Origin of the sequence: Sphingobium sp. DC-2, assembly GCF_000722555.1 — a bacterium.
In the GTDB taxonomy this organism is placed as follows: domain Bacteria; phylum Pseudomonadota; class Alphaproteobacteria; order Sphingomonadales; family Sphingomonadaceae; genus Sphingobium; species Sphingobium quisquiliarum.
Genome location: NZ_JNAC01000041.1, coordinates 1 through 22,345, shown reverse-complemented (window position 1 = coordinate 22,345; position 22,345 = coordinate 1). Strand labels below are relative to the sequence as shown.

Sequence of the window (22,345 nt, the reverse complement as noted above, 5' to 3'; positions counted from 1 at the left end):
TTGCCTTACTTTAAAGAGGGGGCACGCCGCGTCTGCTAGGGCGGGACGGTATTTCTTTCCGAGGCTCCGTGCGCGCGTTATCCGATGACCAACCGCCGCTCGGCTATTCCCGGGCCCGGTTATCCGAATTCCTGTCCCCCACGCCAGCCGAGTTCGACCTGTTCGTCGGCCTGGCCGGGCCGATCCAGCAGGTCGAACGCCACCGCACCATCAGGCGGGAGGGTGATCGGCCGCAATCCGTTTACCTGCTGGTCGAAGGCTGGGTGCTGAGCAGCATGACCCTGCCTGACGGCAGCCGCCAGATATTGAAGGTCCATCTGCCGGGCGACATGATGGGCTCGCCCAGCATCGCGCTGGCGGGGGCGGCCGAAACGCTGACGGCGCTGACGCCCGTCAAGCTGCGCGCCATGAGCCATGCGGCACTGGGAAGCCTGTTCACCCGCGCGCCGCGTCTCGCCGCGCTGCTGTTCCTCAGCGCGCAGCAGGAACGGGTGATATTGATGGATCGCCTCTGTTCCATCGGCCGCACATCGGCGGAATGCCGCCTGGCCTTGCTTCTGCTTCACCTGCATGACCGCCTGAAGCTGATCACGCCCCGGATGGAAGGCACCTTCGACCACCCGCTGACGCAGGAGCATATCGGCGACATATTGGGCCTGACCTCCGTTCATGTGAACCGGGTGTTCCGCGCCTTGGAAAACAGGGGGCTGATCAGGCGCAGCGGACACAGGGTCGAATTGCTTGACATGCCCGCGCTCCGCAAGCTGAGCGGGGTGCCGGTCCGGCCGCTGGCGCAGGACCTCAGCTGGTTGCCTCCACCCTTGGAGTGAGGCGGCGGTTGGAAGCGGCCGATGAGAGATAATGGAAATTAACAATATTGAGATTTATTAGGAAGCATCCGGCTTGACGCGAATCTTCCCCTATGGAAATTTGGCCATGGCAGATGAGGAAACAATCATCGCTGGAGAGGATGTCGAATAAATGCCTGGATGGCGCGGAAAGCGCATCTGAATATTACTATATATCGGAATTACTTCGCGCCTCTGCTTGGAAGAGGTGGAAGATTTTTACACCCCGAAATCCGTCTATACAAGCTTGGTAGGATCTATAGGTCCTATGCGTGCTGCCCTGGACGGATTGGATAGCAAAATAATATCGGGACAATGAGCGCTGGAGAGAATGCGATGAAGCTGGACCAGCCTGTTCACAGCAAGGCCTTTCACAAGCTGCTGATAAGGTGTTTCGCCGAACAACGCCGCCCGACGGAAGAAGAAGTCGACCTGATGGCGAGTAAAATCTGGCAGGAAAGCCATGGCTCCGTCACTGGCCAGCAATGGTGGGACGTGACGCGCGGCAGCGACGCGCACCGGCAAATGATCAACGCCGCGCTGATGGCGCTGGGTTCCTACGATCGGAAGGCCGCCTGAGCGCTTGCCGGCTTCCCTGTTCACAGGCAGGCAAATCGCTTTCCCAATTGACCCTTGGCGCCCGTGATGGGAAAATGGCTGTGGGATTGTCGAGGGATCGATGCAGATGGAAAAGGCAGGACAAGCTGAGGGCAGGCTCCCCGTGCGGACCATCTTATGGGCCGTGATCGCTGCCATTTTGGTGGCTCCGCTGGTCGCGATGCAGTTCACCGGCGCGGTCCAGTGGACAGCTTTCGATTTCGCCGTTGCCGCCCTGCTCCTGATCGGGGCGATGGGGCTGTATGAAATCGCGTCCCGCCTGCTTTCAAACCGCCGCCATCGCGCCTTGGCCGGGGCAGGGCTTGGCCTTGCCGTGCTGCTGCTCTGGGCCGAGGGTGCGGTGGGAATCTTCCACTAGGCATTGACGACGTGCGCAGGCGGTTCCGCACATTGTGCGAAGCCGCCTGCCCCGATGTCAGCGGTTCGTGACCGTGGTTGTGGTCTTTTCCACCACCGTGGCGCGGGCGGGGGCGGATGTCGTCTTGCGCACGGCCTTGCGCGTCGCGGACGTTGTTTTGCGGGTCGTCGTGGCGGGCGCCGTCTTCACGGTCTCCGTCGTCACGGTCGTTGCGGCAGGTTCGGGCGGGGCCACTGCGGCCGCGCGGGCGGCACGGGCATCGGCGGCCGCTGCTGCTGCGGCGCGTTCGGCTGCATCCGCGCGTGCATTGGCGGCGGCGGCATCCTGCTGGGCTGCTGCTGCGGTGGACGCCTGCACCTGCGCATCCGTTTCGACGCGCGCCTGGCTCTGGCCGATGGCGGTGTCAGCAAATTGCTGCGCCTCGATCGCCGCCTTGATGGCGTCCTGCTCCTTGCCGCTCTCCAGCCGTTCCTGGGCAAGGCGCAGCGATGCCTGAGCCTTGGCAAGCACGGCGGGATCGATCTCACTCGCCTTGAGCTTGGCGGCGGCGTCGATCTTGCCCTGCGCCTGGGCGATCGCGGCCAGCGCGCGTTCCTCGTCCCCCGCCAGTGCCGGGCCCGCAGTCAGGAACAGCGCCGAGGCAGCAGCGAGGGTGCGGATGGTGAAGCCGGTCTTGGGCATAATCTCTCCTGTCGTAGTTGGTGGGCCGGACAACGTGGCATCGGGCCGCACGGTTCCACTCGCCGCACGGGGCAGGCGCGGCGTGGGACGGAAGCGTCAGGGGGTCAGAAAGGGGGCGGCGACCTCCGCCGGTACGCGCAGGATGCGGCCCGACTGCCGGTCGATGATCGCCCAGGTGGATTTGGCCGCAACCTTCACCTTGCCGTCCGCGCCGGTAAATTCCATGTGGCGGTCGAAGCGCGCGCCGCGCGGCCCCTGCGGAATCCAGGTACGGGCCGTCACCGTCTCGCCCTCCCGCACATTGCCGCGATAGTCGATCTCATGCCGGGTGACGACCCAGACATAGGCGTCGACATGCCCGGCCGCCGCGTCGCGGGTCCAATGTTCGGTCGCGACCTGCTCCATCCATTGCACCCAGACCGCATTGTTCACATGGCCGAGGATATCAATGTGCTCCGGCCCGGCCGTGATCCGGGTTATGTAGGTCGAGGACATGCCGGCTCCTGTCGTTGCTCGCTTCGTCCCTCTCCCAACCATCCCTCCTTTGAAGGAGGAGGGCGATTCTTACTGCGTCACCCCTAATTGCCAGAGAATGAAGGCAAATTCCTCCGCCGTTTCGTGCAGGCTTTCGAAACGCCCCGACTTGCCGCCATGGCCCGCGCCCATATTGGTTTTCAGCAGCAGGATATTGTCGTCCGTCTTGGTCGCGCGCAGCTTCGCCACCCATTTGGCCGGTTCCCAATAGGTCACGCGCGGGTCGTTGAGCCCGGCCGTGACCATCAGCGGCGGATAGGCCTGCGCCTTCACATTGCTGTAGGGATCGTAGGACAGGATCGTTTCGAATGCCGCCTTGTCCTCGATCGGATTGCCCCATTCGGGCCATTCGCCCGGCGTCAGGGGCAGGCTCGCGTCCAGCATGGTGTTGAGCACATCGACGAAGGGCACATGGGCGACCACCGCGCCCCAAAGGTCCGGGTCGGAATTGATCACCGCGCCCATCAACTCCCCGCCCGCCGATCCGCCGGAAATGCTGATCCGCCCCTTCGACGTGTAGCCGCGTTCGATCAGCCCCTTGGCCACGTCCACGAAATCGTTGAACGTGTTGGTGCGCTTGTCCAGCTTGCCGTCCAGATACCATTGCTGCCCCAGATCGTCGCCGCCCCGGATATGCGCCAGCGCAAAGGCGAAGCCGCGCTCCAGCAGCGACAGGCGGCTGGTGGAAAAGCCCGGCTCCATCGCGATGCCGTAGGCGCCATAGCCGTAAAGGTGCAGCGGCGCGCTGCCGTCGCGGGGCAGGTCCCTGGGATAGACGATCGACACGGGGATGGGCGTGCCGTCGCGTGCCGGGATCATCAGCCTTTCGGTCGCGTAGCGGCTCGCGTCATAGCCTGAAGGAATCTCCTGCACCTTCAGCACCTCAAGCTCGCCGGTGGCCAGATGATAGTCGTAGATGGTGTCGGGCGTGACCATCGATTCATAACCGATCCGCAGCTTCGTCACGTCATATTCGGGATTGTCGTCCAGCGACGCGGAATAGCTCGCCTCCGGGAAGGAGAGGCGCTTGGCGCTGTGCGTCTCGTAATCGCGCAGCTCGATCTGGTCGAGCCCGTCCTGCCGCCCTTCCGTGACGTAGAAGCCCTTGAACAGGGTGAAGTCGGTCAGGTAGAAATGCGGGTCCGGCGCGATGACTTCCTCCCACTCTCCCGGTGCTGAGAGCGGCGCCTTCACCAGCCGGAAGTTGGGATGGATGTCGTTGGTGCGGATGTACAGCGTGCCGTCATGCTCGTCGACCTCATATTCCCGGCCGGGCTTGCGCGCGGAAACGAGCAGCGGTTCGGCCGTAGGATTGCCGGCGGGCAGCAGCCAGACTTCGGTCGTCACATGGTCGCCGGTCGCAATAACGATCCACTTTTCCGACGAGGTAAGGCCCACCGATACGCGGAAGCCGTCATCATCCTCATGGAACAGTTCGACGTCCGTCTCTACCGGCTGCCCGATCCAGTGCAGGCGGGCATTGTCGGTCCGCCAGTTTTCATTGGCGATGCCGTAGATCAGGCCCCTGCTGTCGCTGGTCCAGACCAGGGATGACAGCGTGTCGGAAATGACCTCCGGCAGCAGTTCGCCGGTGAACAGGTCCTTGACCCGCGCCTCGAACCGTTCCGACCCATCATTGTCGATGGCGTAGGCGAGGTAGCGGCCGTCCGGGCTGACCGACATCGCGCCCAATCGGAAATATTCGTGACCTTCGGCAAGGGCGGGTTCGTCCAGGATCAGCTGATCCTCGCCGCCATTGACGTGCCGCCGATACCATTTGCGATATTGCGCCCCGACCTCGAACGCGCGCCAATAGACATAGTCGCCGTCCTTCTGCGGCACCGACCTGTCATCTTCCTTGATCCGGCCCTTCATCTCCGCGAACAGGGTGTCGGTCAGCGCCTTGTGCGGCCGCATCGCGCTTTCGAAGAAGCTGTTCTCCGCCTCCAGATAGGCGAGCACGTCCGGGTCCTTGACCTCAGGATAGCTGGGATCGCGCAGCCAGGACCAGGGATCTTCGACGGTGATGCCGTGACGGGTCAGGCTGAAAGGGCGGCGGGCGGCGGAAGGGGGAACAAGGGAAGCGGTCATTCACAGTCCTGTATCGTGGGCCGGACGCGCTGGCATAAGCGCGCATGCCTGCTTATGTTGGCGGTGATGGGGCCCGCGCAAGGGGCCGATGTGATCCAAGGGAAATTCCATGTCCACCCATGAAGACCGTCTGAAGGCTTTGCGCGTGCAACTGGCGCATGACAGGCTGGACGGCTTCGTCGTGCCGCTGACTGACGAGCATATGAGCGAATATGTCGGCGCCTATGCCCAGCGGCTCGCATGGCTGACGGGATTTCAGGGGTCGGCAGGCAGCGCCGTGGTGCTGGCGCACGAAGCGGCGATCTTCGTCGATGGCCGCTACACCCTGCAAGTGCGTGAACAGGTGGACGAGGCGTTCTGGCAATATAAAAGCGTGCCGCAGACCTCCGTCGCCGCCTGGCTGGCCGCGCATGTGCCCGAAGGCGCGCGGATCGGCTATGACCCATGGCTGCACACGCGCGCCTGGGTAAAGGCCGCGGGCGAAGCGCTGGCCGGGCGGGGAGCCAGCCTCGTGGCGGTGGACAGCAACCCGGTCGATGCGGTCTGGACCGATCGCCCCGCGCCCGGCAACGCGCGGCTGGTGGTGCATGAGGACCGCTATGCAGGGAAGGGCGCGGCGGAAAAGCGGCAGGCGATGGCGGACTGGCTGGCGGCGTCACGGGCCGACGCCGTGGTGCTTTCGGCGCTGGATTCGATCGCCTGGACCTTCAACATCCGGGGCAGGGACGTGGCGCGCACGCCGGTCGCGCTCGCTTATGCGATCGTCCATGCCGATGCGACGGCGGACCTCTATGTCGCGCCGGAAAAGGTCGATCAGGCGGTGGTCCAGCATCTGGGCAATGCGGTGCGCGTGCATGACCGCGCCGCCTTTGCAGACGCTCTGACGGGCTTTGCAGGAAAGACGGTGGCGGCGGACCCTGAACGCTCCGTGGCCGCGATATTCGAGGCGCTGGAAGCCGGTGGCGCTAAGGTGCTGGCGCTGCGCGATCCGGCCGTGCTGCCCAAGGCGATCAAGAACCCGGTCGAGATTGCCGGGCACAAGGCGGCGCAACTGCGCGACGGAGCAGCGCTGTCCCGCTTCCTGCACTGGATCGCGGTCGAGGGGCCGAAGGGCACGGCCGACGAGCTGACCGCCGCCGCCCGGCTGGAAGCGTTCCGGCGCGACACGGGCGAGCTTCAGGACCTGTCCTTCGACACGATCAGCGGCGCTGGCCCCAATGGCGCGATCGTCCACTATCGTGTGGACGAAACGACCAATCGCCGCATCGAGCCGGGCTCGCTCTATCTGGTCGATTCCGGCGGGCAGTATCGGGACGGGACCACCGACGTCACGCGCACCATCGCCATCGGCACGCCCAGCGCGGAGATGAAGCGCCGCTTCACCCTTGTGCTGAAAGGCCATATCGCGCTCGCCCGCGCGCAATTCCCCAAGGGCACGCGCGGCGGCCAGCTCGACATTCTGGCGCGCCAGTTCCTGTGGGCCGAAGGTCTGGACTATGCCCATGGCACCGGCCACGGCGTCGGCAGCTTCCTGTCGGTGCATGAAGGGCCGCAGCGTATCGCCACCTTCGGCGGCGGCGACGAACCCTTGCAGGCGGGCATGATCCTGTCCAACGAACCCGGCTATTACAAGACCGGCGAATATGGCATCCGCATCGAAAATCTGGTGCTGGTCGAACCGCGTGAGATTGCGGGCGCGGAGCGGGAGATGCTGGGCTTCGAAACGCTGACCTACGCCCCCATCGACCGCAATCTGGTGACCGTTGACATGCTCACGGCCGAGGAGCGCGCCTGGCTCGACAGCTATCATGCCAAGGTGCTGGACCTGATCGGCCCGCAACTGGAAGGCGATGCGCTGGATTGGCTAAGGAAGGCATGCGCGCGGCTCTGAGGGCGGGCTCGCCCTAATGATCGCGGCGATCGCTGCCGGGTTCCACGGGCGGCGATTCGGCCGCGCCCGCGCGAGCCTGCGCCTTGCGGCGGCGCAAATTGTCGCGCAGCGCCTGCGCCAGCCGCTCCTTGCGATCGTCCCGTCCGCTTGTCATGGGCCAAGCCTAAAGCAAATCCGCCCGGCCGCCGCAACCGCCTTGACAAGCCGGACACACGCGGCCATAGGCCCGGCTCCGCAGCCGCATGGCTGTGGAAAATGGTGAAGTGCTGCCGTAGCTCAGTGGTAGAGCGCATCCTTGGTAAGGCTGAGGTCGTGAGTTCAATCCTCACCGGCAGCACCATTTCCCCTCATCATTATGGCCGCACAAGCGGGCCTTCCTGAACATTGTTGATCGCGCGGGCCGGGCGGCGCTGCGCTTCGCGCTGTTGTTTCGATTCGACCTTCCGGCCCTTTGCTGGCAAGACCGGCGGCCGAAAAGGGGTTGAATAACTATATGAACGATATGTTCGCGTTCGATGAGACGGACCGGAAGATTGTCGAGCAGTTGCGGCGAAATGGCCGGGCGACCAACCAGCAGATCGCCGAATCCCTCAATCTGATCGCTTCCACCGTGTCCACGCGCATCCGGCGGATGGAGGAAGCGGGCATGCTGCGCGTCGTCGCCGTGTCGGACTTCGCGGTCCATGGTTATCATATCCTCATCCACCTCGCGGTCCAGGTCAGCGGCCGTCCGGCGCTGGAGGTGGCGGAGGACCTGGCCGTCTTTCCCGAAGTCTTCGCGGCGCATCTGGTGACGGGCAGTTATGAGATCAGCCTGCTGCTGACGCTGCGGGACATTGACGAACTGCCGCCGCTCATCACCGGCACATTCGCCAAGGTGCCCGGCATCAAGTCGATGACCCCTGCCGTTGGGCTGGACATCGTCCGCTATGCGCTGGACACAGGGCCGGTCGACAGCAGGAGCGCGGCATGAGCAGGCCGGAACTGGATGATCTCGACCGCCAGCTGATCGGCATATTGGCGCAGGATGCGCGCGTTTCGAACCGCAAGATCGCAAGCGACCTTGGCGTCAACGAAGGCACGGTGCGGGGGCGGATCAAGCGCTTGCAGCAGGAAAAGCTGATCGCCTTCACCGCGCTGACCGGCATGAAGCTGGAAAAGGCCGCCAATATCGCCTTCATGGCCATTCAGGCGGACACCGCCCATGTCCGCCGCATCGCGCGCGACATTGCTGACATCCCGCTCGTGAAGGCGGTGATGATCATGCTTGGCCCGTTCAACGTCATGGCGACCTGTCTTTATCACGATCTCGACGACCTTCACCGGCTGGCGTCGGGCAGGATATTGGAGGTCGAGGGCGTCACTCATGTCGAAACGTCGCTGGTGGTGAAGACGGTCAAGATCAGCAACAGGGTGGTGCGGATCACCGACGCCGACACCTTGTCCCAGGGCTGAATGCCCATCGTTGCTAGTGCAGGGTGGAGTAGGCGGGTTCCATGACAGGCTCATCCCGCTCGGTTGCCTGCCGCGCCCACATGGCGGCATAAAGCCCGTCCGCCCGCACCAGATCGGCATGGCGCCCGCGCTCGATGATGCGCCCCTGATCCAGAACGATGATCTCGTCCGCATCGACGACGGTGGACAGGCGGTGCGCGACGATCAAGGTCGTGCGTTTGCGCGCGATGTTGCGCAGCACGTCCTGAATCTCCGTCTCGGTCCGGCTGTCGAGCGCGCTGGTCGCCTCGTCCAGCACCAGCACCGGCGGGTCCTTGAGCAGCGTGCGGGCGATCGCCACGCGCTGCTTTTCGCCGCCTGACAGCTTGAGTCCGCGCTCCCCCACCCGCGTGTCATAGCCCTGCGGCAGGCGCATGATGAAGTCGTGGATGGACGCTGCCATGGCCGCCGCCTCGATCTCCGCCTGCGTCGCGCCCGCGCGGCCATAGCCGATATTATAGCCGACCGTGTCGTTGAACAGCACCATGTCCTGCGGCACGATGCCGATCGACGCGCGCAGCGACGATTGCGTGACCTGAGCTATGTCCTGCCCGTCGATCAGGATGCGGCCGCCCTGAATGTCGTAGAAGCGGAACAGGGTTCGCGCGATCGTGGACTTGCCAGCGCCCGAAGGCCCGACGATCGCCAGCGTCTTTCCGGGCGGGACGGTGAAGCTGACATCATGCAATATCTCCCGGTCGGGATCATAGCCGAAGCGCACATGGTCGAAACGCACCTCGCCCGCCGTCACCTTCAAGGCCGGAGCCCCCGGAGCGTCGGCGATCTCGGCCTGCGTGTCGATGAGGTTATACATCGCCTCCATGTCGATCAGGCCCTGCCGGATGGTGCGGTACACCATGCCCAGCAGGTCTAACGGCCTGAATAGCTGGCTAAGCAACGTATTCACGAGCACCACGTCGCCGGTGGTGAAGCTGCCCCGGCTCCATCCCCAGACGGTATAGCCCATCGCTCCCGCCATCATCAGGTTGGTGATCAGCGACTGGCCGATGTTGAGCCAGGCGAGGCTGTTTTCCGACTTGACCGCGGCGTTGGCATAGCGGCGCATGGCCGTGCCGTAGCGGGCGGCTTCCCGCTCCTCCGCGCCGAAATATTTGACCGTTTCGAAATTGAGCAGGCTGTCCACGGCATGGGCGACGGCGTTGGTGTCCATGTCCACCATGTCGCGGCGCAACTGGTTGCGCCATTCGGTGACGGTGCGGGTGAACCAGATGTAGAGCGCCACCATGACCAGGGTCGCGATGACCAGGCCGGGCCCGAACTTCACGAAGAAGATGACGCAGACCGCCGCCAGTTCCAGCACCGTCGGCGCGATGTTGAACAGCAGGAAATAGAGCATCGTGTCGATGCTTTTCGTGCCGCGCTCGACGATCTTCGTGACCGCGCCCGTCCGCCGGTCGAGATGGAAGCGCAGCGACAGGCGGTGGAGATGGACGAACACATCGTCCGACAGCCGCCGCCCGGCTTCCTGCCCCACCCGCTCGAACACGGCATTGCGCAGATTGTCGAAGAGGACGCTGCCGAACCGCGCGCCCGCATAGGCGGCGACCAGCGCTATGGCGAGCGCGACGGCTGGCTCCATGCCCGGCGCCATGCGGTCGATCGCGGCCTTGTAGGCGAAGGGCATGGCCAGGCTGATGGCCTTCGCCAGCACCACCAGCAGCATGGCGATGGACACCCGCCGCCGCAGCGCCGGGGCGTCGGATGGCCAGAGATAGGGAAGAAACCGCCGCAAGGTCGCCCAGACGGGCGGAAGGGGGCTGTTGTCGGGGGTGGAAGGCGGCATTGGGGCTATGTAAGCGAGCGCCGCTAATCTTATAAGCCCCTCCCGTCAAGGGAGGGGCTGGGGTGTGTATGATCGCGAAGCGATCGCTCTGTCAGGCTGCCCTCCCGCTAGCGGCAGGGGAGTAGCGGGAAATCAATCCCGCAGCAGTTCGTTGATCCCCGTCTTGGACCGGGTCTGCGCGTCCACCCGCTTCACGATTACCGCGCAATAGAGGCTCGGCCCCGGCGTCCCGTCGGGCAGCGGCTTGCCCGGAAGCGACCCCGGCACCACGACCGAGTAAGATGGTACTTCACCCATGAAAACTTCGCCGGTGGTGCGGTCCACGATCTTGGTCGACTGGCCGATGAAGACGCCCATCGACAGCACCGAACCCTTGCCGATGCGCACGCCTTCCACCACTTCCGACCGCGCGCCGATGAAGCAGTCATCCTCGATGATGACCGGGTCGGCCTGCAACGGCTCCAGCACGCCGCCGATACCGACGCCGCCCGACAGGTGCACATTCTTGCCGATCTGTGCGCAACTGCCCACCGTCACCCAGGTATCGACCATCGTGCCTTCATCGACGAAAGCGCCGATATTGACGAAGCTCGGCATCAGGATGACATTCTTCGCGATGTGCGACCCCGCCCGCGCAAAGCTGCCCGGAACCGCGCGGAAACCGGCGGCGCGAAAGGCCGCTTCGTCCCAGCCTGCGAACTTGCTGGGCACCTTGTCCCACCAGTGGCCAGCGCCCGGACCATTGCCGATCATGACATTGTCGTTGAGACGGAAGGACAGCAGCACCGCCTTCTTCAGCCACTGATTGACCTGCCAGCCGCCAGAACCTTCAGCACCCGTGGGTTCGGCGACCCGCGCCGCGCCGCTGTCCAGCAGGGCCAGCGCCTTGTCCACGGCCTGACGCACTTCGCCCTGCGTCGTCAGGCTGACATTGGCCCGGTCTTCCCAGGCAGCGTCGATGGTCGCGATCAGATCTTGGCTCATGGTTTTTCCCCAATGATGTCGGTCAGGAACGGCGTCAGATGGCCGGTTTCGAAATCGATGAAGTCCGGGTGATGTTCGTGATTGCCCGCCTCGGACCCGTTGTTCACCCAGATGGTGGACATGCCGATCGCCTTGGCGGGCTTCAGGTTGCGCGCCATATCCTCGAAAAAGGCTGCGCGCGACGGGTCCACGCCATGGACGCGGCACAGTTCGGCATAGCCCGACGGATCGGGCTTCGGAACATATTGGCAGGCATGGATGTCGTGGATCAGTTCGAACGCGCCGGAAAGGCCCAGCTTGTCGAGCACCCGCCCCGCATAGGCCGCATCGCCATTGGTGAAGATCAGGCGGCGGCCCGGCAAGGCGGCGATATGCGCGTTCAGCGCCTCGTCCACCTCCAGCCGGTCCATCGAAATATCGTGCACATAGTCGAGGAAGGCGCGCGGCTCTATGCCGTGATGGTGCATCAGGCCCGACAGCGTCGTGCCATGTTCCATGAAGTAACGTTTCTGCGTGGCCTTGGCGACGTCCGGGTCGCAGCCCAGCAGGCCCTGGATGAATTCGCCCATCTTGACGTCGATCAGCGCGAACAGGTCCGCCTTCGCCGGGTAAAGCGTATTGTCCAGATCGAAGATCCAGCAATCGACATGGGCAAGCTCGGCGCGCATGGCGGGGCCCTAGTCTTGTGAGCCGAGGGAGGCAAGGGCATGGCAGCCACGACCCTGACGCAAAGCGGCCTCAAATCTTTCTCTCTGCGTTCTTTACGCCCCTGCGCGCAAAAAATTGTTCGCGCAGAGGCGCAGAGAACGCAAAGATTTTTCAAGAGGCTGTGCCGCTAAGTTCACCCGCATCCGGGCGCAGCGCTATCCTCATAGAAAGTCTGCACCGCCGCCCAGGCTTCCTCGGCCGTTTCGACCCATGTCAGCAAATTCAGGTCCGAAGGCGAAATCACTCCTTCGTCCGCCAGTGCATCGAAATCCACCACCCGCGTCCAGAAGTCCCGCCCGAACAGCAGCACCGGAATCGGCTTCATCTTGCCGGTCTGGATGAGGGTCAGCAGCTCGAACATCTCATCCAAGGTGCCGAAGCCGCCGGGAAACACGGCCAGCGCCCGCGCGCGAAGCAGGAAGTGCATCTTCCTGAGCGCAAAATAGTGGAACTGGAAGGAAAGCTCCGGCGTCACGAATCGGTTGGGTGCTTGTTCATGCGGCAGCACGATGTTCATGCCGATCGTCTGCGCGCCTACATCCGCCGCGCCACGATTGGCCGCCTCCATGATGGACGGCCCTCCACCCGAACAGACCACGAAATGGCGGCACCCCGCTTCCGTCACCGGATATTGCGCCGCGATTCGCGCCAGCCTGCGGGCTTCCTCATAATAGCGGGCCTTCCGCCCAAGATTCTCCGCGATCCGCCGCTGTTCGGGCGTCGTCGCGGCCTCGATCCGCGCCTGCACCTGATCGGGCTCCGGGATGCGAGCCGACCCGTAAAATACGAAGGTCGATTCGATCCGGGCTTCGTCCATCAGCAATTGGGGTTTCAGCAATTCCAGCTGGAACCGCACGGGCCGCAAATCCTCCCGCAACAGGAATTCCGTGTCCTGAAAGGCCAGGCGATAGGCGGCGCTGCTGGTCTGCGGGGTTCCGGCTTGCTTCTGGGCGTCGGCGGCTTCCTGCCGCGCAGGACGGAATTTGCGTTCTTCGATTTCTTTTTTTGTCATCGCACTGAACTTAGGCGCGCGGGCCGTAAAACCCAAGGGGGCGTTCAGCGGCAGAAGCCGCCGCGCCCTCCCATGTCGAAATGGAAATGATCGCGATGCGCGACATTATAGTCGGGGCTCAGCACGGTGCGGAACCGTTTGCAGGCGCTGGCCCGCACGATTTGCAGGAACTGCCGCGTCTGGCGATCGCCGTTCCAGCCCTGCTCGATCGTGATCCGCCGCCCGTCCGACAGGACGAAGGCCGACACGTCCACCGCATTGCTGTGCGCATGTTCGGAAAGCTTCCCGCTCCCCGCGATCGGGCGGCAATTATAGGTGCCGAAGGTTTCGATCTTTTCGATCTCCGCTCCCAGGATCAGCCGCGCGGCGGGTTGCACCCCATAACGCGCCCAGGCAGCGAAATTGGCCGCAAGACCGCATGTCATCGCCCCCAAATTGGTGGCGGGAACGCCGATGTCGAGCAGCTTGACGCTGCCCTTCGCCGAACAGCCGCCGCCGAAATTCTGATCGGGCAGGGGGGTGAACAGCACGGATTGCGATTGCAGCTTCACCAGGCATTGCCGCAATTCCATGGGCGGCGGTGCGGCGGGGCGCGCGCTCTTGACCGGCTTGGACGGGCGCTCGACCCGGCCGCGCGGCACGATGTCCCCGCTGCACGACGCCAACGCCAGACATAGCGACAGCAGGCCCGCTTGCCCCGCGCCGCGCATTACCGCTTTCCCCCAAGCCCGCTCTTTCATGAGCGACCATTTACCATGCTCTGCTATCCTGTGGGTTAACAAGCGCAACGGTTCATCGCATCCAGAGCGTCGATTGGACTCTTTGGCGGCTTGACTCTTGCCCGGCGGTCTTTAGAGCGGCCGCCGGGCCACGCGGTCCCAACGCCGCGCGTGCTCTCTGCAAGGAGACGCATTACATGACTGATACGACTGCTGCCGACGCCACTCTTGCGCCCGCCGCGGCCAAGCCCGCCACCAAGCCGGCTCGCCCCTATTTTTCTTCGGGTCCTTGCGCCAAGCCTCCGGGCTGGAGCGCCGGCAAGCTGAGCGCTGAATCCCTCGGCCGCTCGCATCGCGCCAAGATCGGCAAGGCCCGCCTCGGCTACTGCATCGACCTGATGCGCGAGCTGCTGAACCTGCCCGACACCCACCGCATCGGCATCGTTCCCGGTTCCGACACCGGCGCCTTCGAAATGGCGATGTGGACGATGCTGGGCGCCCGCCCCGTCACGACGCTCGCCTGGGAGAGCTTCGGTGAAGGCTGGGTGACGGACGCCGCCAAGCAGTTGAAGCTCGACCCGACGATCATTCGCGCTGACTATGGCCAGCTGCCCGACCTTTCCACCGTCGATTTCTCCAACGACGTGCTGTTCACCTGGAACGGCACCACCTCCGGCGTGCGCGTGCCGAACGCCGACTGGATTCCTGCGACGCGTGAAGGCCTGACCTTTGCCGACGCCACCAGCGGCGTCTTCGCCTATGAGATCGACTGGACCAAGATCGACGTCGCCACCTTTTCCTGGCAGAAGGTGCTGGGCGGTGAGGGTGGCCACGGCGTGCTGATCCTCGGCCCGCGCGCGGTCGAGCGGCTCGAAACCCATACTCCGTCCTGGCCGCTGCCGAAGGTTTTCCGCCTGATGGCGAAGGGCAAGCTCGCCGAAGGCATTTTCAAGGGCGAGACGATCAACACGCCCTCCATGCTGGCGGTCGAGGACGCGATCTTCGCGCTTGAATGGGGCAAGTCTCTGGGCGGCCTCAAAGGCCTGATCGCGCGCAGCAACGCCAATGCGGCGGCGTTGAACAAGATCGTCGAGGAGCGCGACTGGCTCGGCCATCTCGCCGCCGATCCTGCGACCCGTTCGACCACCAGCGTCTGCCTGACGGTCGAGGGGGCGGACGAAGCCTTCATCAAGAGCATGGCTGGCCTGCTGGAAAAGGAAGGCGCCGCCTATGACGTCGCTGGTTATCGCGACGCTCCGGCAGGCCTGCGCATCTGGTGCGGCGCGACGGTCGAAACCGCCGATATCGAGGCGCTGGGTCCGTGGCTCGATTGGGCCTATGCAACGGCCAAGGCTGCTTAACATCTCCTAATTCCGTTCGCCCTGAGCGAAGTCGAAGGGCTTGGCCGACCATTGGGGAGGCCACTTCGCTTCGCTCAGTTGAAGGCTTCGACTTTGCTCAGCCCGAACGGCTTTCCCATATTCCAGTAAGGAGCATTCCCATGCCCAAGGTACTCATTTCCGACAAGATGGACCCCCGCGCCGCCGCGATCTTCCGTGAACGCGGGGTCGAGGTTGACGAGATTACCGGCCAGACCCCGGAAGAGTTGAAGGCGATCATCGGCCAATATGACGGCCTCGCCATCCGCAGCTCGACCAAGGTCACCAAGGATATTCTTGACGCCGCAACCAACCTCAAGGTCATCGGCCGCGCGGGCATTGGCGTCGATAATGTCGATATTCCGGCGGCTTCGGCCAAGGGCGTGATCGTCATGAACACCCCGTTCGGCAACTCGATCACAACCGCCGAACATGCCATTGCGCTGATGTTCGCGCTGGCTCGCCAGCTCCCCGAAGCCAATGCCCAGACCCAGCAGGGTCTGTGGCCGAAGAACGGCTTCATGGGCGTTGAAGTCACCGGCAAGACGCTGGGCCTGATCGGCGCGGGCAATATCGGCTCGATCGTCGCCAGCCGCGCGCTCGGCCTCAAGATGAAGGTCGTCGCCTTCGATCCTTTCCTGACGCCGGAACGCGCCGTGGAAATGGGCGTGGAAAAGGCCGATCTCGACACGCTGCTGGCGAAGGCGGACTTCATCACGCTGCACACGCCGCTGACCGATCAGACCCGCAACATCCTCAGCAAGGAAAATCTCGCCAAGACCAAGAAGGGCGTGCGCATCATCAACTGCGCCCGTGGCGGTCTGGTGGATGAAGCCGCGCTCAAGGAAGCGCTGGATTCGGGCCATGTCGCTGGCGCCGCGCTTGACGTGTTCGCGACTGAACCGGCCAAGGAATCGCCGCTGTTCGGCACGCCCAACTTCATCTGCACCCCGCATCTGGGCGCGTCGACCGACGAGGCGCAGGTGAACGTGGCGCTCCAGGTGGCCGAGCAGCTTAGCGACTATCTGCTCGACGGCGGCATCACCAACGCGCTGAACGTGCCCAGCCTGTCGGCCGAGGAAGCCCCGAAGCTCAAGCCTTACATGGCTCTGGCGGAGGAACTGGGCAGCCTCGTTGGCCAGTTGGAAGGCGACAAGATCCAGGGCGTTTCGGTCGAGGTCGAAGGTCATGCCGCCGAACTCAACCAGAAGCCGATCACCGCTGCGGTGCTGGCTGGTCTGATGCGCGTCTATTCGGACACGGTGAACATGGTCAACGCGCCCTTCCTGGCGAAGGAACGCGGCCTTGACGTGCGCGAAGTGCGTCACGATCGCGAGGGCGACTATCAGACCCTCGTCCGCGTGACGGTCAAGACGGAGGCTGGCGACAAGTCGGTCGCGGGCACGCTGTTCGGCAATGCGCAGCCGCGCCTGGTCGAACTGTTCGGCATCAAGGTGGAAGCCGACCTTGCCGGGCACATGCTCTACATCGTCAATCAGGACGCGCCCGGCTTCATCGGCCGCCTGGGTTCGACGCTGGGCGAGGCCAATGTCAACATCGGCACCTTCCACCTTGGCCGCCGCAATCAGGGTGGCGAAGCCGTGCTGCTGCTCTCGGTCGATGGCGCGGTGAGCGAGGAAGTGCTTGCCGACATCTGCAAGCTCACAGGCGTGAAGACGGTCAAACTGCTGCGCTTCGCCTGAACTATCTCCTGATCCCCGTTCGTTTCGAGCGAAGTCGAGAAACGGTTGCTCTGACCGTTTCTCGACCAGCTCGAACTGAACGGAGGCTGGATAATCTGGCCGATGTTGCCTAAAGGCCAGCCCATGACCAGCATCCCCCCCGGCCTCCTTCCCGAAGGGCTCTCCGACCGCCTGCCGCCGCAGGCCGAAGCCTCAGCGCGGCTTGCGCGCCGCGTGCTCGATACGGTCGCCGCCCATGGCTATGAACGTGTCATGCCCCCGCTCGCCGAGTTTGAGGAAACGCTCGTCGGCCGCCTCAAATCCATGCGCGCGCAGGATCTGGTCCGCGCCGTCGATCCCGTGTCGCAGCGCAGCCTGGCGCTCCGCCCCGACATGACCGCGCAGGTAGGCCGCATCGCCGCCACCCGCCTCGCCAGCGCGCCGCGCCCGCTGCGCCTCTCCTATGGAGGCCCCGTCATCCGCCTGCGCGCGAATCAGCTCCGCCCCGAACGCGAACGCCTTCAGGTCGGCGCTGAACTCATCGGCAGCGACAGCAGCGCGGCGGCGGTGGAGATCGTCAACGTCGCGATCGAGGCCCTTCAGGCTGCGGGCGTCACCGGCATCACCATCGACTTCACCCTGCCGGACCTGATCGATGGGCTTGCCGCCGGTCCGCTCCCGCTCGCGCCAGAAGAAATCGAGGCTGTCCGCGCCGAACTGGACGCCAAGGATGCAGGTGCGCTCGCGGCGATCAGCCCGGCCGCCGCCGCCTATCTCCCGCTGATCGAGGCAGCCGGGCCCTTCCATCCCGCGATGGAAAAGCTCGAAGCGCTCAATGCCCGGCTCGGCGGTGCGATCGACAGCCGTATCGCTGGTCTGCGAGCCATCGCAAAGCCGATCGGCTGGGATATCACCCTGACGCTCGATCCCACCGAGCGTCATGGCTTCGAATATCAGAACTGGTTCGGCTTCTCGATCTTCGCCGAAGGCTTCACCGGCGAGATCGGCCGGGGCGGCAGCTACGCCATCACCCGCGCGGACGGTTCGGAAGAACCCGCCATGGGTTTTTCCCTCTACCCCGATCCGCTGATCGACGCGGGGTTCGGTGCGGAGGCGCCCAGGCGGCTCTTTCTGCCCCTCCATCATGATCAAAGTCGCGCCGCGCAACTTCGCGGGGAAGGGTGGCAGACGGTCGCCGCGCTGACGGGGCAGGAAGATGGCGAAGCGCTGCGCTGCACCCACTGGATGGATGGGGAGGAGCCCCGGCCTTATTGATTCTGCTCCGTTCGCTTCGAACGTAGTCGAGAAGCGGCAAGCGCTGTTCTTGCGTTTCTCGACTATGATCGAAACGAACGGACGATTGGTTGCACCGCAGCACGCTTGACGCGCCACGCTCACAGGGCTAACGCGCGGCCCGCATGAGGCGTTCGCGCCCAACTTGATCCCACCGGCATGCCGAGTCCCGTCGAAGGGCATGGCCGGTCCGCGCGGCGGGCGGAGGACTGTATCTGTGGCAAATGTGACCGTGATCGGCGCCCAATGGGGCGACGAAGGCAAGGGTAAAATAGTCGATTGGCTGTCGGAGCGCGCCGATGTCGTCGCCCGCTTCCAGGGCGGCCATAATGCCGGGCATACACTGGTCGTGGGGGAGAAGGTCTACAAGCTCTCGCTGCTCCCTTCGGGCATCGTCCGTGGTACGTTGAGCGTCATCGGCAATGGCGTGGTCCTCGACCCCTGGCACTTCCGGGATGAGGTGGCGAAGCTCAGGGGGCAGGGTGTGGAGATCACTCAGGAGAATCTCCAGATCGCCGAAACCTGCCCGCTGATCCTGCCCTTTCACCGCGACCTGGACGGCCTGCGCGAGGATGCGAGCGGCGCGGGCAAGATCGGCACCACCCGCCGCGGCATTGGTCCGGCCTATGAGGACAAGGTCGGCCGCCGCGCGATCCGCGTCTGCGACCTTGCCCATCTCGACGACCTGGGTCCGCAGCTCGACCGCCTGACCGCCCACCACGACGCCCTGCGCGCCGGTTTCAACGAAGCCCCGATCGACCGCGACGCGCTGATGGCGGAGTTGCGCGACATCGCCAGCTTCATCCTGCCTTTCGTCAAGCCCGTATGGCTGACGCTCAACAAGGCGAAGGCCGAAGGCAAGCGCATCCTGTTCGAAGGCGCGCAGGGGACCCTGCTCGACATCGACCACGGCACCTATCCCTTCGTCACCTCGTCCAACACGGTCGCGGGCACGGCGGCGAGCGGCACCGGCCTTGGCCCCAATGGCGCGGGCTTCGTGCTGGGCATCGTCAAGGCCTATACGACGCGCGTCGGCTCCGGTCCTTTCCCGACCGAGCAGGAAAATGACGTAGGCCAGCGCCTGGGCGAGCGCGGCCATGAATTCGGCACCGTCACCGGACGCAAGCGCCGCTGCGGCTGGTTCGACGCCGTGCTGGTGCGCCAGTCGGTCGCCGTGTCGGGCGTCACCGGCATCGCGCTCACGAAGCTCGACGTTCTCGACGGCTTTGAGACGCTGAAAATCTGCGTCGGCTACCGCATCGGCGACCAGAGCTATGATTACCTCCCCGCCCATGCGCAGGACCAGGCGAAGGCGGAGCCGATCTATGAGGACATCGAAGGCTGGCAGGACACCACGGCGGGGGCCCGCAGCTGGGCCGACCTGCCCGCGCAGGCGATCAAATATATCCGCCGGATCGAGGAACTGATCGGCTGCCCGGTCACGCTCGTTTCCACCAGCCCCGAGCGCGAGGACACCATCCTCGTCCGCGACCCCTTCGCAGACTAGCATGTGCGGCTATTCAGCCCAGCGCGGGCTGCAAATGCCGGTTTTCAGCGCTTCCGGTGCTCACGTGCCGGAAGCACGCTGCGCGCCGGTTCTCGAACCCCGGCATTTTCGCCTCGCCCTGAACTGAATATCCACACATGCTTATGCCATGACTGACAAACGATTCGAGCGTCACAAGCAGCCCTGGACAGCGGACGAGCTGCAAAAGCTCCACACGCTGGCCAAGAAGGGCATGGCGCTCAAGGCGATCGCCAAGGCGCTGACCCGCAGCGAGGAGTCAGTGAAGGCCCGCGCCAAGCAGGACGGGCTTTCCATCGCCAAGCTGCGATAGGGTTTTTCGTTCGTCATTGGCTCGGCGGGCGGGCTGCTGATGTTAGCGCTCAGAATTTATTTTCACGCGGAGGCGCGGAGACGCGGAGTGATTGGAAGGCCGCGTAGCGCTTCCAATAAAGCATGCATTTGGAGGCGAGGGGAGAAAGACGGACGATGGTGCCGCACGCAGCATCTCCGCGCCTCCGCGTGAAATAAATGCGCGCAGAGCCCGCAGAAGGCGCAGAGTTTGGTGGCGGGACGCGATCGCTCTGCGCCCTCTGCGTCTCTGCGCGAAACCTGAAAAGCGGCTTCGCCGGTCGGATGAGGCTCGGCCACGCCGGGTCCCGGCCAGTGCCATTGCTGGAGGTAGCGCTATTCTCTACGGTCGGGAACGAACACGTGCCCAGCAACGGAGCCTGTCATGTCCCTCGACATCCTCGTCCTCTACGGTTCCTACCGCCGCAATCGCATGGGCATCCGCCTTGCCGGCTATCTTGTCGGCGGCTTTCAAAAGCTCGGCCACAAGGCTGAGCTTGTGGATGCGATGCAGGTGGGCCTTCCCATGCTCGACCAGCGCTATAGCGACTATGCGCCCGGCGAAGCGCCCGAAGCGATGAGCGCGCTTGCGGCACGCCTGACCGCCGCCGACGCCTTCGTCTTTGTCGCGGGCGAATATAATCGCGGCATCCAGCCGGGGCTCAAGAATCTGGTCGACCATTATCTCAAGGAATTCGACCGCCGCCCCGCCGGTATCGCCAGCTATTCGGCGGGCCGCTATGCCGGGGTGAACAGCCATGCCGACTGGACGGTGACTCTGTCAGCCATGGGCATGGCCGTCATCCCCGAACGGCTGAGCGCCGGTCAGATCGGCCAGACGATCGATGAGCAGGGCCAGCCGCAAGGGGACGCAGGCGCGGCGCTCGAACGCGGCTTTTCCGGTTTTGCCAGCAGCCTCATCTGGTGGGCGGAGGCGGCGAAGGCGGCGCGCTGACGCTTTCGGGCGGCTCGCCCGAGGCGATGACCGTCGCCGCCACCAGATCGCCCGTGACATTCAGCGTCGTGCGGCACATATCGAGCAGGCGGTCCACCCCCAGCACCAGTCCGATGCCTTCGGGCGGCACGCCCACCATGCCCAGGATCATCGCCACGACCGGAAGCGATCCGGCCGGAATCCCGGCGGTTCCAACGCCGCCAAGGATGCACACCAGCATCACCATCAACTGCTGCGCCCAATCCAGTTCGATGCCGAAGAATTGCGCGAGGAAAAGCACCGTGATGCCTTCGAACATCGCGGTTCCATTCTGGTTCGCCGTCGCGCCGATCGTCAGCACGAAGCGGGCGATGCGGCGGGGCAGGTGCAGCTTTTCCTCCGCTACGCGGATGGCGGTGGGCAGCGTCGCATTGGACGACGCCGTGGCGAAGGCCATCACCATCGCCTCCTGCGCGGCCGCGAAGAAGGCCAGCGGCGAACGCCGCGCGATAAGGGCGAGCAGCAGAGAATAGACGCCGATCATCTGGAGGGCCAGCGCCAGCACCACCACGCCGACATAGGCGGACAGGCGCTCCAGCAATTCCCATCCGAACTGCGCGGCAAGGTTGAACATGAAGCAGGCGATGGCGACGGGCGCGAGCCGGATGACCAGCCCCATCAGCCGCATGGTGACTTCGAACAGCCCTTCCATCGCCGACAGCAGCCGTCTGGAGTGGTCGGTGCGCACCAGCACCAGGCCGATGCCGAAGAACAGGGCGAAGACCATCACGGCCAATATGTCGTTGTCCGCCATCGCCCTGATGATGTTGTCGGGCACCATCGCGATCAGGGCGTTCATCCCCTGGGGCGTTTCGCCGCCCCGCGCCAATATGGCGTGCGCGCCTGCTCCGGCATTGTCCAGCATCGCCTGCGCCTGAACCGGATCGACACCCGCGCCGGGGCGCAGCAGGTTGACCACGGCGAGGCTGATGGCGACCGCGATGCTGGACACCAGCAGCGTGTAGAGAAGCGTCTTGAGCCCGACCCGCCGCAGCGCGCGCATCTCCCCCATTTCCGCGATGCCGACGATCAGTGCCGAGACCAGCAGGGGGATGACCAGCATGAACAGCAGCCGCAGGAAGATTTGCCCGATCGGGCCCGTCGCATAGGTGGTGACATGATCGACCCAGGCCGCGTCCCGCGCGCTCGCATGGACGATCAGGCCAAGGACCAGCCCCGCGAGAAAGCCCGCCAGCATCTGCCATTGCAGGGAGAAGGCGGCCTTGCCCGCGCGCGTCATGATGTGCCTGCCGAGGTGCGCATCTTCGATGAACCGCTGACCGTGCCTAATGTTGCAGCGGGGCGGATGCGGGCGGGCTGACGGACCGGCCGGTTAGCGCCGCCGGTCGTCCTCCACCATGTCGGATGCCAGTTCCAGGCCGGCGCGGCCATGGGCGGGT

The 22,345-nt window shown here is 64.5% G+C and carries 22 protein-coding genes and 1 tRNA gene; 13 read left to right on the top strand and 10 right to left on the bottom strand.

Going from position 1 to position 22,345, the window contains the following annotated elements:
- The first annotated feature begins 68 nt into the window (after window positions 1-68).
- From ET21_RS0108485 to ET21_RS0108475, 3 genes are all read left to right on the top strand, one after another.
- Window positions 69-830, top strand: coding sequence for a Crp/Fnr family transcriptional regulator (locus ET21_RS0108485; protein ID WP_021239843.1), 762 nt, complete (start codon window positions 69-71; stop codon window positions 828-830).
- Between the two features lie 354 nt (window positions 831-1,184).
- Entirely contained in the window at window positions 1,185-1,427 is a 243-nt protein-coding gene (locus ET21_RS0108480; protein WP_030539326.1) for a hypothetical protein, read from the top strand.
- A gap of 142 nt (window positions 1,428-1,569) precedes the next feature.
- Complete coding sequence (locus ET21_RS0108475) at window positions 1,570-1,824, top strand: hypothetical protein (protein ID WP_237751522.1); 255 nt, start codon at window positions 1,570-1,572, stop codon at window positions 1,822-1,824.
- 57 nt (window positions 1,825-1,881) lie between these two features.
- On the opposite strand, the gene ET21_RS0108470 is transcribed toward ET21_RS0108475, so the two are convergent.
- The 3 genes from ET21_RS0108470 to ET21_RS0108460 all read right to left on the bottom strand — a co-directional run bounded on the left by ET21_RS0108470 (window position 1,882) and on the right by ET21_RS0108460 (window position 5,130).
- A complete protein-coding gene (locus tag ET21_RS0108470) occupies window positions 1,882-2,505 on the bottom strand; it encodes a hypothetical protein (protein ID WP_021239840.1) in 624 nt (207 codons plus the stop codon).
- A gap of 96 nt (window positions 2,506-2,601) precedes the next feature.
- Window positions 2,602-3,000 (bottom strand): thioesterase family protein, encoded by a 399-nt coding sequence (locus ET21_RS0108465; protein WP_021239839.1) that lies wholly within the window; start codon window positions 2,998-3,000, stop codon window positions 2,602-2,604.
- 69 nt (window positions 3,001-3,069) lie between these two features.
- Entirely contained in the window at window positions 3,070-5,130 is a 2,061-nt protein-coding gene (locus tag ET21_RS0108460; RefSeq protein WP_030539324.1) for a S9 family peptidase, read from the bottom strand.
- A 109-nt stretch (window positions 5,131-5,239) separates the two neighbouring features.
- Between ET21_RS0108460 and ET21_RS0108455 the strand changes: the two genes are divergently transcribed.
- Entirely contained in the window at window positions 5,240-7,021 is a 1,782-nt protein-coding gene (locus ET21_RS0108455; RefSeq protein ID WP_030539323.1) for an aminopeptidase P family protein, read from the top strand.
- Between the two features lie 13 nt (window positions 7,022-7,034).
- On the opposite strand, the gene ET21_RS28175 is transcribed toward ET21_RS0108455, so the two are convergent.
- Window positions 7,035-7,175, bottom strand: a complete 141-nt coding sequence (locus ET21_RS28175) for a hypothetical protein (RefSeq protein ID WP_193378970.1) — start codon at window positions 7,173-7,175, stop codon at window positions 7,035-7,037.
- Between the two features lie 111 nt (window positions 7,176-7,286).
- Here ET21_RS28175 and ET21_RS0108445 point away from each other — a divergent pair.
- The 3 genes from ET21_RS0108445 to ET21_RS0108435 all read left to right on the top strand — a co-directional run bounded on the left by ET21_RS0108445 (window position 7,287) and on the right by ET21_RS0108435 (window position 8,476).
- A tRNA-Thr gene (locus ET21_RS0108445) sits at window positions 7,287-7,361 on the top strand.
- 153 nt (window positions 7,362-7,514) lie between these two features.
- Window positions 7,515-7,994: an Lrp/AsnC family transcriptional regulator gene (locus ET21_RS0108440; protein ID WP_021239789.1), complete on the top strand. Its 480-nt coding sequence runs from the start codon at window positions 7,515-7,517 to the stop codon at window positions 7,992-7,994.
- On the top strand, window positions 7,991-8,476 hold the full coding sequence (locus ET21_RS0108435; RefSeq protein ID WP_021239788.1) for an Lrp/AsnC family transcriptional regulator: 486 nt from the start codon (window positions 7,991-7,993) through the stop codon (window positions 8,474-8,476). The genes ET21_RS0108440 and ET21_RS0108435 overlap by 4 nt, the downstream gene beginning before the upstream one ends.
- Window positions 8,477-8,489: 13 nt before the next feature.
- Here ET21_RS0108435 and ET21_RS0108430 read toward each other — a convergent pair whose 3' ends face one another.
- The 5 genes from ET21_RS0108430 to ET21_RS0108410 all read right to left on the bottom strand — a co-directional run bounded on the left by ET21_RS0108430 (window position 8,490) and on the right by ET21_RS0108410 (window position 13,763).
- The gene (locus ET21_RS0108430; protein ID WP_030539322.1) at window positions 8,490-10,319 is read right to left on the bottom strand and encodes an ABC transporter ATP-binding protein/permease; all 1,830 of its coding nucleotides are present in this window, start codon (window positions 10,317-10,319) and stop codon (window positions 8,490-8,492) included.
- Between the two features lie 132 nt (window positions 10,320-10,451).
- Window positions 10,452-11,303, bottom strand: coding sequence for a 2,3,4,5-tetrahydropyridine-2,6-dicarboxylate N-succinyltransferase (gene dapD, locus ET21_RS0108425; RefSeq protein WP_030539321.1), 852 nt, complete (start codon window positions 11,301-11,303; stop codon window positions 10,452-10,454).
- Window positions 11,300-11,971 carry a pyrimidine 5'-nucleotidase gene (locus tag ET21_RS0108420; protein ID WP_030539320.1) on the bottom strand — a complete coding sequence of 224 codons (672 nt, stop codon included), beginning with the start codon at window positions 11,969-11,971 and terminating at the stop codon, window positions 11,300-11,302. Before ET21_RS0108420 ends, dapD begins: the two co-directional genes overlap by 4 nt.
- A gap of 173 nt (window positions 11,972-12,144) precedes the next feature.
- Window positions 12,145-13,023, bottom strand: coding sequence for an LOG family protein (locus ET21_RS0108415; protein ID WP_030539319.1), 879 nt, complete (start codon window positions 13,021-13,023; stop codon window positions 12,145-12,147).
- Window positions 13,024-13,067: 44 nt separating this feature from the next.
- Window positions 13,068-13,763 (bottom strand): extensin family protein, encoded by a 696-nt coding sequence (locus ET21_RS0108410; RefSeq protein ID WP_030539318.1) that lies wholly within the window; start codon window positions 13,761-13,763, stop codon window positions 13,068-13,070.
- 176 nt (window positions 13,764-13,939) lie between these two features.
- Here ET21_RS0108410 and ET21_RS0108405 point away from each other — a divergent pair, with 176 nt between their 5' ends.
- From ET21_RS0108405 to ET21_RS0108380, 6 genes are all read left to right on the top strand, one after another.
- Window positions 13,940-15,103: a phosphoserine transaminase gene (locus ET21_RS0108405; RefSeq protein WP_021239782.1), complete on the top strand. Its 1,164-nt coding sequence runs from the start codon at window positions 13,940-13,942 to the stop codon at window positions 15,101-15,103.
- Window positions 15,104-15,243: 140 nt separating this feature from the next.
- On the top strand, window positions 15,244-16,824 hold the full coding sequence (gene serA / locus ET21_RS0108400; protein ID WP_030539317.1) for a phosphoglycerate dehydrogenase: 1,581 nt from the start codon (window positions 15,244-15,246) through the stop codon (window positions 16,822-16,824).
- A 123-nt stretch (window positions 16,825-16,947) separates the two neighbouring features.
- On the top strand, window positions 16,948-18,078 hold the full coding sequence (locus ET21_RS0108395; RefSeq protein WP_030539316.1) for an ATP phosphoribosyltransferase regulatory subunit: 1,131 nt from the start codon (window positions 16,948-16,950) through the stop codon (window positions 18,076-18,078).
- Between the two features lie 235 nt (window positions 18,079-18,313).
- Complete coding sequence (locus ET21_RS0108390; RefSeq protein ID WP_021239779.1) at window positions 18,314-19,603, top strand: adenylosuccinate synthase; 1,290 nt, start codon at window positions 18,314-18,316, stop codon at window positions 19,601-19,603.
- A gap of 148 nt (window positions 19,604-19,751) precedes the next feature.
- Entirely contained in the window at window positions 19,752-19,934 is a 183-nt protein-coding gene (locus ET21_RS0108385) for a hypothetical protein (protein ID WP_021239778.1), read from the top strand.
- 402 nt (window positions 19,935-20,336) lie between these two features.
- The gene (locus ET21_RS0108380) at window positions 20,337-20,906 is read left to right on the top strand and encodes an NADPH-dependent FMN reductase (RefSeq protein WP_030539315.1); all 570 of its coding nucleotides are present in this window, start codon (window positions 20,337-20,339) and stop codon (window positions 20,904-20,906) included.
- Here ET21_RS0108380 and ET21_RS0108375 read toward each other — a convergent pair.
- On the bottom strand, window positions 20,869-22,185 hold the full coding sequence (locus tag ET21_RS0108375; RefSeq protein WP_030539314.1) for a dicarboxylate/amino acid:cation symporter: 1,317 nt from the start codon (window positions 22,183-22,185) through the stop codon (window positions 20,869-20,871). The two genes, ET21_RS0108380 and ET21_RS0108375, sit on opposite strands and share 38 nt — an antisense overlap.
- Between the last annotated feature and the right edge of the window lie 160 nt (window positions 22,186-22,345).